An 11,289-nucleotide genomic window follows, 5' to 3' on the forward strand; every position below is an offset into this window, starting at 1 on the left:
GGACAGTGAGTCTCCATGCCCTTCCTCGCCCGCACCCACCCGCGTCTGTCCAGCGCCACGGTCCTTGGCCTGGCGGTGGGTATCCTGGTTCCCGTGGACTCGATCATCAGCAAAATCCTGATCGGCTGGAACGCCGGCGTCTGGACCTACCTGGTGCTGATGGCCTGGCTGACCGTGCGGGCCAAGGCGCCCGATGTGAGGCGCATCGCCGAAATCGAAGATGAAAATGCCGGGCTGGTCCTGCTGGTGGTCTGCATCGCGGCATTGGCCAGCCTGGCGACGATCACCCTCGAACTGGCCGGCAGCCGCGACCTGAATGCCGCCAGCAAGCTGTTGCATTACGGTTTCACGGCAATGACCGTGATCGGTTCATGGTTGCTGATCGGGGTGATCTTCAGCGTGCACTACGCGCGCTTGTATTACACCTGGGAAGGCAAGGAGCCGGCGTTGCGGTTTGCCGAAGGGCTGACCACGCCCAACTATTGGGATTTCCTGTATTTCTCTTTCACCATCGGCGTGGCGGTGCAGACCTCGGACGTGGGCGTCGCCACGCGGCAACTGCGCAAGATCGTCCTGGCGCAATCGTTGATCGGGTTTGTGTTCAACACGGCGATCCTGGGGTTTTCGATCAATATTGCGGCGGGGTTGTTTGGGTGAGGCGTATGGGGGCCGCTTCGCGGCCCAGCGGGAGCAAGCTCCCTCGCCACAGGGACGGTGTTAGCTATCAGGTGTTGGCAGCCACAGCCTGAAGCGCGCGCCACCCAGTGGCGAGGCTTCGACGGTCAGCGTGCCGCCCTGAGCTTCCAGGGCCCGGCGGCTGATGGCCAGGCCAAGACCGAAGCCGCCGGTGGCGCGGTCGCGGCTGCGATCCAGACGGTAGAACGGCTCGAACACGCGCTCGCGCTCACTGTCGGGAATGCCGATGCCGTCGTCGTCGACCCAGATCTCACAGCCTTGATCACCCACCAGCACACCGACCTGGATGCGCTTTTCGCAATAACGCATGGCATTGCGCAGCAGGTTCTGCAAGGCCCGGGCGGTCAGGCGTGGGTCCAGCACGAAACGCTCCAGCGCCCCATGCAACAGCACGTCGATCACCACGTCTGGCGCCGCCAGGTCTTCGTCGACGCTACCCAGGATACTGTCGATGAACTCGTCCAACGCCACTTCAACCCGATCGGGCAAGTGTTGCGGGTTCTGCAGACGGCTGTAGGACAGCAGTTCCAGCACCAACTCATCCAGCTCGCGAATGTGCGCCACCAACCCTTGCAGGCGTTCGCGACTGGCCGCCGGCAGGTCATCGGACAGCGCCAGGGCCAGGCCGAAGTCGAGCCGCGTCAGTGGCGTGCGCAGTTCGTGGGACACGGCGTTGAGCAGGTCCCGTTGTTGGTTGAGCAGGTTCTCGATGTCACCCGCCATCGTGTCGAACACGTGGGCCAGGCTGCCGATGTTCGAACTGGAGGCAATATGCGTACGCTCGCCCAGATGACCTTTGCCGAAGCGTTCGGCGGTGCGCCTGAGGCGTTCCAGGTCGCGCCAGTGAGGCCGCAACCAGAGCAACAGGCAGGCGAGCATGGTCGCGCCGATCAACACGTTGATGCTCCAGTACAACCAGCTGACGTCGGCCGGGTCCGGCGGCACGACCATCTTCACCGCCGTGCGCCCATCCAGCGGCGCCGCCGCCAAGGTGCGCCAGGCCCAGTCGCCAATACGCACCACGTTCTCGCCGCGCTTGAGACGCGCCTGCTCATCGGCACTGAAGCCGCCGTCATCGACCGCCGCCAGCTCGATGCGCAGCGGCTCGAACTCCTTGTCCATCTGCGCCGCCAGCGCCGGCCACTGCTCGCTGGGCACGGCGCGGAACTGCTTGACCATCAAGGTTTGCAGGCCACGGGAATAATCGAGGTTGTAGGTCATGAAACGGTCTTGGAACAGGCGGATCACCAGTTCCGGCATCAGGTAGATCGCCGCGCTGTAGGACACGATGGTGACCAGGTAAAGGCGAATCAGCAGCTTCCACATCGGCTCAGCATTCCCACTCGGAACGACTGAACAGATAACCCTTGCCCCACACGGTCTTGATCTTGCGGGCTTCGTCGGCGTTGTCGTCGAACTTGCGCCGCAACTTGGAAATCGCCACGTCCACCGAACGGTCGGTACCGTTGAACTCGATGCCGCGCAGGCGCTGCAGGATCTGGTCGCGGCTCAGCACTTCGCCGGAATGACGGGCCAGCACCACCAGCAGGTTGTATTCGCCGCTGGACAACTCCACCGCTTGTCCGCGCCAGGTTACGGTGCGCTCGGACAGGTCGATGCACAGGTTGCCCATGAGGATGCGGTCGTTGACCGTCTGCGGCTCGGTGAAGCTGCTGCGGCGCAACAAGGTACGCACCCGTGCCAGCAATACCCGGGGTTCGCAAGGTTTGGTGACGTAGTCATCAGCGCCCATCTCCAGGCCCAGGACCTGGTCGTGGCTGTCGTCCCGGGCGGTGAGCATCAGGATCGGCAAGGTCGCCGAATCGGCCCGCAGCAAGCGGCAGACCTGCAAGCCGTCCAGCCCCGGCAGCATCAAGTCGAGAATCACCAGGTCCGGCGGATCGACACGCGCCCGTTCACGCACATGATCGCCACGGCTGAGCACGCTGACCTGATAGCCGTTGCGCTCCAGGTAACTGGCGATCAGTTCGGAGAGTGCGGTGTCGTCTTCGACCAGGAGGATGTTGGGCATGGGTGTTTCCAGAAAGTGCTGTGGCGCCGGAAATGACGCTATCGCGAGCAGGCTCGCTCCCACAGGGGCCTGAGTCGCACTAAAGACTCAATGTGGGAGCGAGCCTGCTCGCGATGAGGGCCTGCCAGGCGCAGAAAATCTCAAGCTGCCAAGGATATACGCCCTCGCTCATCGACGAGCAAAACCCTTACACAATTTCACACAGCCACTACAAAACGTTACCGCTGGGCCCGCAGCAGCTGCGCCGCAAACGAGGCGATCCGTTGGCACGCATCCGCCAGCTTCACCTGATCGACCACCAGCCCGAGACGGATATGCCCTGCCGCACTGGGCCCGAACGCCTCGCCGGCCAACACTGACACGCCGTAGTCGTCCAGTAGTCGCTCGGCAAATGCCTGGGCATCGAGGCCGGTCCGGCGCACGTCGACCATCACGAACATGCCGCCATCGGGTCGCACCGGCTTGAGGCCTGGGCAGTCGTCGAGCATGGCGCAGACCAGGTCCCGGCGCTGGCGATACTCCTCGTGCATCTGCGCCACTTCCGGCAACTCCTGCTCCAGCGCAACCTGGGCGGCCCGTTGCACGAAATCCGGCAGGCCAAACAACATGCACAGGGACAGGTTTGCCAGATGGTCGGCCAGGGATTCAGGGCCGATGACCCAGCCGATGCGCCAGCCGGTCATGGCGTGGGATTTGGACAGGCTGTTGATCGTCGCGGTGCGCTCGGCCATGCCCGGCAGGCTGGCCGGGCTGATGTGTTCGCCGTCGTAGAGCAAGTCGCTGTAGACCTCATCACTGATCAGCCACAGGTCATGTTCGATGCACAACCGGGCCAATGCCTGCCAGGTGGACATCGGCAGGCTGGCGCCGGACGGGTTGTTCGGGCTGTTGAGCAGCATCGCCCGGGTACGCGGGGTCACAAGACGGGCAACGTCCGCCGGCTCGACCCGAAAACCGTTCTCCGGGCGGACCGCCGCCGGTACAACTTTCGCCCCGCAGGCGCCGAACACCGCCTCATAGGTGACATACATCGGCTCGGCGACGATGACTTCGTCGCCAGGGTTGAGCAGGCATTGCGCGACCGCATACACCGCGCACTGCGCCCCCGGCAGTACGACAACCTGTTCGGCCCCCACAGGCTGGCCGCAACGCTGGCGATGACGCAGGGCAATGCTGGTGCGCAAGGTGTGCAAGCCGCGGATGTCCGAATAATGGGTCTCACCGGCCCGCAGGCTGCCCACGGCGGCGTCGACAATGGCGCGCGGGGTGTCGAAGTCCGGATCGCCCACTGACAGCAACAACACATCCATGCCCTGTTCGCGCATGGCCAGCGCCCGGTCGTGAATCTGCCAGGCGGCGGCACCATCGCCGGTGATGCGTTGGGTCAAAGCTGAGAAGCGCATGTATCTCTCCTGATTGCGCGATATCCAGCCTCAACCCTATCTCAAATTCAATCCTGTGGGAGCAAAGCTTGCTCCCACAGGTGCTATCGGGCCGCCACCCGCCAAAGCCGTGCAATGTCCCGGGCGCGCTCGCTCAGCAGGCGCGGGGCGTCGGCGCAGGCTTGCTGCAAGGTCATCGGTCCGTTGGCCAGGGCGAAGGCGGCGTCGATGCCGTGCTCATACAACGCCTGGTAGCCCTCCCCCAGCGTGCCGGCAATGACCACCACCGGTACGCCATGCTGGCGGGCGATGCGGGCCACGCCGAAGGGGGTTTTGCCGCGCAGGGTCTGGGCATCGAAACGGCCTTCGCCGGTAATCACCAGGTCGGCGCCGCTGACCGCTTCGGCCAGCCCGGTCAACTGGGCGACGACGTCCACGCCGGTACGAAACTGCGCCCCCAGGAACGCCTTGGCCGCGAACCCCAGGCCACCGGCAGCGCCGCTGCCCGGCTCGTCGCGCACATCCTTGGTCAACGCCCGGGCGCAATGTTCGGCGAAATGCCCAAGGGCCCGGTCCAGCGCCTGCACTTGCTGGGCAGTGGCGCCCTTCTGCGGACCGAAAACCACGGACGCGCCATGGGGGCCGCACAGCGGGTTATCGACATCGGCAGCGATCTCGAAGCTGACCCGGGCCAGGCGCGGGTCGAGGTCGCGCAGGTCGATGCGCGACAGGTTCGCCAAGGCCAGGCCTCCGGGCGGAAGAGGCTGGCCCTGGTCATCCAGCAAAACCACGCCCAGGGCCTGCATCGCACCGGCACCGGCGTCGTTGGTGGCACTGCCGCCGATCGCCAGGATCACCCGCCCGGCGCCTTCATCAAGGGCGGCGCGAATCAGCTCGCCAGTGCCGTAGGTACTGCTGGAACAGGCATCGCGCTGCCCCGGTGGCACCAGTTGCAAGCCACTGGCCTCGGCCATTTCGATGATCGCGGTGCGGCTCTCGGCCAACCAACCCCAGCGCGCCTCGACGGCGACACCCAACGGACCGCGGACCCGGGTGCGGCGCCACTCACCGTGACAGGCCGCCAACACCGACTCCACCGTCCCCTCCCCGCCGTCCGCCATCGGACATTTGATCAACTGCGCATCCGGCCAGACCTCGGCCAGCCCCTGGGCGATGGCATCGGCGACGCCCTGGGCGCTGAGGCTGTCCTTGAACGAGTCGGGGGCGATGATTATTTTCATATTACTCTCCGGTTCCGACGCACAGCATGCTGCCAGTTGACCACAGCCGTGACGCCGGTCCACCGCACAAAAGACACTGGGCATTATTGTTCAAATTCACAAATATCGGTTTAGGAAACTGTTGTCGGCAGTGAGCGCCTCATCGCGAGCAAGCTCGCTCACACAGAGGTAGTTCCGCAGTTGATTTGGCGTGTTTGAGAATTCTGTTTGATCCGTGCGATGGTTCTGGGGTTTGATTGAGCCTTTCCCATGGATAAAAGGATCTTGTCATGAGCTACCGCACGCTAGGCCATTCCGGGTTGCAAGTCTCGACGCTGACCCTGGGCACCATGATGTTCGGCGAACAGACCAGCACCGAGGATTCGCTGCGGATCATCGACAAGGCCTGGGACCAGGGCATCAATTTCATCGACACCGCGGATGTCTACACCAACGGCCGTTCCGAAGAGATCGTCGGCGAGGCGATCGCCAGTCGTCGCCAGGAATGGGTGCTGGCCACCAAGGTCGGCTTCGGCCCTGCGGACGGCGTGCCCAACCGCAGCGGCCTGAGCCGCAAGCACCTGTTCAACGGTATCGAGGCCAGCCTGACGCGCCTGGGCACCGATTACCTGGACATCTATTACCTGCACCGTGAAGACCACAACACCCCGCTGCACGTTACTGTGTCGGCCATCGGTGATTTGATTCGCCAGGGCAAGATCCGCTACTGGGGCCTGTCGAACTACCGTGGCTGGCGCATCGCCGAGGTGATTCGCATCGCCGACAGCCTGGGCATCGACCGGCCAGTGATCAGCCAACCGCTGTACAACATCGTCAACCGCCAGGCGGAAACCGAGCAGATCACGGCCGCGCAGAACTACGGCCTCGGCGTGGTGCCGTTCAGCCCCCTGGCCCGAGGCGTGCTCAGCGGCAAGTACGCGCCAGACGTGGCGCCGGATGCCAACAGCCGTGCCGGACGCCAGGACAAACGCATCCTGGAAACCGAATGGCGGGTCGAGTCCCTGCGCATTGCCCAGCAGATCCTGCAATACACCCAGGGCCGCGGCGTGGGCATCGTCGAGTTCGCCATCGCCTGGGTGCTGAACAACAGCGCCGTGACCTCGGCCATCGTCGGGCCGCGCACCGAGGAGCAGTGGGATTCGTACACCAAGGCGCAATCGGTGAAGATCAGTGCGGAAGATGAAGCGTTCATCGATTCGCTGGTGACGCCGGGGCATGCTTCGACGCCGGGGTTCAATGATGTGGGGCATTTCGTGTCGGGGCGGGTGCCGCGTACGTCTTAACATTCACAAACATCGTGGCGAGGGAGCTTGCTCCCGCTGGGTCGCGCAGCGGCCCCCAGAAAGAGCGGCCGCTGCGCAGCCGAGCGGGAGCAAGCTCCCTCGCCACAGGTGTACAACTTTCCCGCACCTGTGTTGCAGTCCCAATCAATAAGAGGCCTCTGTGTCCAAAGGCATCGTTCTATCGGTCTCGGCCTCCGCGCTGTTCGCCGTCATGTACTACTACACCTCGTTGCTCTCACCGCTGACCGGCGTGGAGATCTTCGGTTGGCGCATGCTGCTGACGATGCCGTGCATGACCGCCTTCTTGCTGGTGACGCGGGACTGGCATCTGGTCACGGCGCTGATCCAACGCCTGATCGCCACGCCACGGCTGTTGATCGCGGCGATAGCCTCGTCGGCACTGATGGGCGCGCAACTGTGGCTGTTCATGTGGGCACCGCTCAATGGCTACAGCCTGGATGTGTCGCTGGGGTACTTCCTGTTGCCGCTGTCGATGGTCCTGACCGGGCGCATCGTCTATGGCGAACGCCTTTCCTACCTGCAGAAAGTCGCCGTGTTCTTCGCCACCCTTGGCGTGTTCAACGAGTTGTACCAGGTGGGTGGTTTTTCCTGGGCAACCTTGCTGGTGGTGATCGGCTACCCGATCTATTTCATCCTGCGCAAACGCATCAAGACCGACAACCTTGGCGGCCTCTGGCTGGACATGACCCTGATGCTCCCCGTTGCACTGTGGTTCGTGCAAAGCGGCGAACAGGGCCTCGACGTTTTCGATCAATACCCGTGGCTGTCGCTGCTGATCCCGGTGCTCGGGGTGATCAGCGCCAGCGCGCTGGTGTCCTACATCGTCGCCAGTCGATTGCTGCCGTTCAGCCTGTTCGGGCTGTTGAGTTACGTCGAACCGGTGTTGCTGCTGGGCGTTGCGCTGCTGTTGGGCGAAAGCATCAAGGCCGGTGAATGGCTGACCTACATCCCCATCTGGATGGCGGTGGCGGTGCTGGTGTTCGAAGGGTTCAAGCACTTGGTGCGGCAGCAGCGCCGGACTTGAGCCTACACCGCTCCCACAGGGGCTGTGTATTGGCAATAAAAAGCCCGCCCGGCATCACTGCCGGGCGGGCTTTTTCATGACTCAGGCCTTACTCGGTCGCCAGCACACCACGACGCACCTGGTCGCGTTCGATGGACTCGAACAGCGCCTTGAAGTTGCCTTCGCCGAAACCATCGTCGCCCTTGCGCTGGATGAATTCGAAGAACACCGGCCCCATCAGGGTTTCCGAGAAGATCTGCAGCAGCAGGCGCTTGTCGCCCTGCTCGGAAGCACCGTCCAGCAGAATGCCCCGCGATTGCAGTTCATCCACCGGTTCGCCGTGGTTCGGCAGGCGGCCTTCGAGCATTTCGTAGTAGGTGTCCGGCGGCGCGGTCATGAAGCGCATGCCGATACTTTTCAAGTGATCCCAGGTCTTGATCAGGTCATCGGTGAGGAAGGCCACGTGCTGGATGCCTTCGCCGTTGAACTGCATCAGGAACTCTTCGATCTGCCCGGCGCCCTTGGACGACTCTTCATTCAACGGGATACGGATCATGCCGTCCGGGGCGGTCATGGCCTTGGAGGTCAGGCCGGTGTATTCGCCCTTGATGTCGAAGTAACGGATCTCGCGGAAGTTGAACAGTTTCTCGTAGAAGCCGGCCCAGTAGGCCATGCGCCCGCGATAGACGTTGTGGGTCAGGTGGTCGATGATTTTCAGGCCCGCGCCCACCGGGTTGCGGTCAACGCCCTCGAGGAACACAAAGTCGATGTCATAGATCGAGCTGCCTTCGCCAAAACGGTCGATCAGGTACAGCGGCGCACCGCCGATGCCTTTGATCGCCGGCAGGTTCAGCTCCATCGGGCCGGTCTCGATGTGGATCGGCTGGGCACCGAGTTCCAGGGCACGCTTGTAGGCCTGTTGCGAATCCTTGACCCGGAACGCCATGCCGCACACCGACGGACCGTGCTCGGCGGCAAAGTACGATGCCACGCTGTGGGGTTCGTTGTTGAGGATCAGATTGATCGCACCCTGGCGATACAGGTGTACGTTTTTGGAGCGGTGGGTGGCCACTTTGGTGAAGCCCATGATCTCGAAGATCGGCTCCAGGGTGTTGGGGGTCGGGGATGCGAATTCGATGAATTCGAAGCCCATCAGGCCCATGGGGTTTTCGTATAGATCTGCCATGTCGGCGCCTCATCAGTCGGGTCAATTAACAAAAAACGTTAGTTGCTGGCGATGCTGAGGACACGGGGCGGCGCGCAGGAAATGCCACGAACGCTGCGGGCGAGAAAATCGCCATAGATCAGTTGAAACCCAAGTATCTTCATTGTCGACCCAAGGCTCTTGCGGGCGAGGCTTCTGCTGCCAGAAGACGTTATTCTTATATGCGTAACTCGATTCTACACAGCGTAACCTGGTTTGTCCGCCTTCTGTATCAAATCGCCTTTTCCTTCGACCGCGCAAGGGGTTTGTTGCACAGGAAAATGCCCACCAGGATCACGCCCCCGCCGACACACATCAAGGCCGTGAGCCGTTCGTCCAGCAGCAGCGCCCCCAGCAGTACCGCCGTCAGCGGGTTGAGCGCGATGAATACGCCGGAGCGGGTCGCGCCAATCCGACGAATACCGTCGTACCAGGCGATATAGGCCAGGGCCGAGCCCAGCACGCCGAGGTACAACAGGCTCAGCCATTGCTCCACTTCCAAGTCGCGCAGGGCTTCAACGCGGACTTCTCCCGCAGCCGCGCAGGCCAGCCACAACATCAGCGTGCCCAGCAGAATCGACCAGGTCACAGTCTGCAAGGGGCCGAGGCTGTCGTTGAGTTTTTTCGAAAACAGCGAATAGATGCCCCAGCCCAGTACGCAGCCAAAAATCAGCAGATCGCCGACCCAGCCCTGCGCTGCGCCTTGCAACAAGGACGGATCACGACTGACGATCACCAGCCCCGCCCCACCGATGCACAGCACGATGCCCGCCACTTTCAAGCGGCTCAGCCGCTCCTTGAACAACCACCAGGACGCCAGCCCGATCACCGCCGGGTTCAAGGCCACGATCAGCGAAGCCCGCGACGCATTGATGTACTGCAAGCCATAGAAGAAACACAGGTTGTAGAAAAAGATGCCGAAGAACCCCAGCGCCGCCAATTGCAGACCCTGCTTCACACTGGGCCTGACCAGCGGGATCCCGGCCAGGGCGAGAAACGCCAGCAGCGCGATACTGGCCAGCAGGAACCGCAGGCTGGCGGCAAACATCGGCGCCAGGGCATCGGCAAGGATCCGGCCGGCCACGAAGGTCCCGCCCCAGATCATGGTGACCATGGCGAGCTTCAAGTAGACCGGCAGGTCTGAAGGGGTTGGGAGGGTTTGTTCGAGGGTTTTCATGGTTCACCACCGCACGCTAATGAGAACAACACAAAACCTGTGGCGAGGGGGATTAATTGTGGGAGCAAAGCTTGCTCGCGATGAAGGCGGCGCGATTCAGCAGGCAAACCGAGTCATCGTTCATCGCGAGCAAGCTTTGCTCCCACAAGGTGCGACCTCGCCACAAGGTGTAGTGCTGCTTCCTGATTCAGGTCAGATACCTCATTATCTGGCTCATGCTTTGTCATCGTAAAATGAGCAATCCCTCATGACCCTCACCCAACTCGAAATCTTCTCCCTGGTCGCCGAGCTGCGGGGTTTCACCGCAGCGGCCACACGATTGGGCATCGGCCAGTCAGCGGTATCCCACGCCATCAAGTCCCTGGAACAAGAATTGGGCGTGGAATTGCTCAGGCGTCATCAGTCCCAGGTGGAACTCAGCGACATTGGTCAGCAATTGCTGCTGCGGGCCCGGGCCATGCTCGGGTTGGCCAATACCTTGCGCCAGGAAGCCGCCGATGCCCGGGGTATGCGCCGAGGCACCTTGCGCATCGGCTCGTTCGGGCCAACGTCATCGATGAAACTGTTGCCCGGTATCCTGCGGCGCTATCGAGCCTTGCATCCCGGGATCGAAGTGCACATCGACGAAGGGCCCGACAGGCAGGTCCTCCAGTGGCTGGACGAACGGCGGATCGACGTCGGCTTCGTGGTGCTGCCCGAGGACCGTTTCGATACGTTCATGCTGATGGAAGATCAGATGGTCGCCCTGCTGCCCACTCACCATCCCCTCGCCGCCCAGGCCAGCCTGAGCCTCAAGGACCTGTGCAACGACCCCTTCGTGCACACCGAGGCGGGATCGTCGGAGCTGGTTTCGCGCCTGTTCAATGCCGCCCGACTGACCCCGAATGTGCGTTTCCGTTGTTCGCAACTGCTCAGCACCCTGGATATCGTCAGGCGCGGTGAGGCGGTGAGCGTGGTGTCCGAAGGTTCGTTGCCGGAGGGCGAAAGCCTGGGCTTCGTCGCCCGCCCCTTGTCACCGCGGGTGCCGCGCCAGATTGGCCTGGCGGTGCTGGACAGCCGCCAAGCCTCACCCGCCACCCTGGCGTTTATCGAACTGGCCCGGCAGTCATGAGCCCGGCATCAAACCTGGGGGAGCCTGGCATTGAACCTGTGGGAGCAAAGCTTGCTCGCGATGAAGGCACCTCGGTTCTCCAGGTGGACCGCATGATCGTTCATCGCGGGCAAGCCTTGCTCCCACAGACCTCGCTCCC

Annotated in this window: 10 protein-coding genes; 4 read left to right on the top strand and 6 right to left on the bottom strand. The window is 62.8% G+C overall.

Annotation, left to right across the window (positions count from 1 at the left end; genetic code table 11):
- The first annotated feature begins 15 nt into the window (after window positions 1-15).
- A complete protein-coding gene (locus HU749_RS18225) occupies window positions 16-657 on the top strand; it encodes a DUF1345 domain-containing protein (protein ID WP_046064029.1) in 642 nt (213 codons plus the stop codon).
- Window positions 658-717: 60 nt separating this feature from the next.
- Here the strand turns inward: HU749_RS18225 and HU749_RS18230 are convergent, their stop codons facing one another.
- From HU749_RS18230 to HU749_RS18245, 4 genes are all read right to left on the bottom strand, one after another.
- The gene (locus HU749_RS18230; protein ID WP_079302362.1) at window positions 718-2,022 is read right to left on the bottom strand and encodes an ATP-binding protein; all 1,305 of its coding nucleotides are present in this window, start codon (window positions 2,020-2,022) and stop codon (window positions 718-720) included.
- Window positions 2,023-2,026: 4 nt separating this feature from the next.
- Window positions 2,027-2,728, bottom strand: a complete 702-nt coding sequence (locus HU749_RS18235) for a response regulator (protein ID WP_186649945.1) — start codon at window positions 2,726-2,728, stop codon at window positions 2,027-2,029.
- 218 nt (window positions 2,729-2,946) lie between these two features.
- A complete protein-coding gene (locus HU749_RS18240) occupies window positions 2,947-4,131 on the bottom strand; it encodes a pyridoxal phosphate-dependent aminotransferase (RefSeq protein ID WP_095963480.1) in 1,185 nt (394 codons plus the stop codon).
- 83 nt (window positions 4,132-4,214) lie between these two features.
- The gene (locus tag HU749_RS18245; protein WP_095963481.1) at window positions 4,215-5,351 is read right to left on the bottom strand and encodes a glycerate kinase; all 1,137 of its coding nucleotides are present in this window, start codon (window positions 5,349-5,351) and stop codon (window positions 4,215-4,217) included.
- A gap of 269 nt (window positions 5,352-5,620) precedes the next feature.
- Here HU749_RS18245 and HU749_RS18250 point away from each other — a divergent pair, with 269 nt between their 5' ends.
- Together HU749_RS18250 and rarD are read left to right on the top strand one after the other, a co-directional pair.
- Complete coding sequence (locus HU749_RS18250; RefSeq protein WP_095963482.1) at window positions 5,621-6,634, top strand: aldo/keto reductase; 1,014 nt, start codon at window positions 5,621-5,623, stop codon at window positions 6,632-6,634.
- A gap of 160 nt (window positions 6,635-6,794) precedes the next feature.
- Window positions 6,795-7,679, top strand: coding sequence for an EamA family transporter RarD (rarD, locus tag HU749_RS18255; RefSeq protein ID WP_186649943.1), 885 nt, complete (start codon window positions 6,795-6,797; stop codon window positions 7,677-7,679).
- Between the two features lie 88 nt (window positions 7,680-7,767).
- Here the strand turns inward: rarD and hppD are convergent, their stop codons facing one another.
- Together hppD and HU749_RS18265 are read right to left on the bottom strand one after the other, a co-directional pair.
- A complete protein-coding gene (gene hppD, locus HU749_RS18260; RefSeq protein WP_046064235.1) occupies window positions 7,768-8,844 on the bottom strand; it encodes a 4-hydroxyphenylpyruvate dioxygenase in 1,077 nt (358 codons plus the stop codon).
- A gap of 250 nt (window positions 8,845-9,094) precedes the next feature.
- Complete coding sequence (locus HU749_RS18265) at window positions 9,095-10,039, bottom strand: DMT family transporter (protein ID WP_046064234.1); 945 nt, start codon at window positions 10,037-10,039, stop codon at window positions 9,095-9,097.
- A gap of 247 nt (window positions 10,040-10,286) precedes the next feature.
- Between HU749_RS18265 and HU749_RS18270 the strand changes: the two genes are divergently transcribed.
- On the top strand, window positions 10,287-11,150 hold the full coding sequence (locus HU749_RS18270) for a LysR family transcriptional regulator (RefSeq protein ID WP_046064233.1): 864 nt from the start codon (window positions 10,287-10,289) through the stop codon (window positions 11,148-11,150).
- Window positions 11,151-11,289 lie beyond the last annotated feature (139 nt).

Origin of the sequence: Pseudomonas ogarae (genome assembly GCF_014268695.2) — a bacterium.
Lineage (GTDB): Bacteria > Pseudomonadota > Gammaproteobacteria > Pseudomonadales > Pseudomonadaceae > Aquipseudomonas > Aquipseudomonas kilonensis.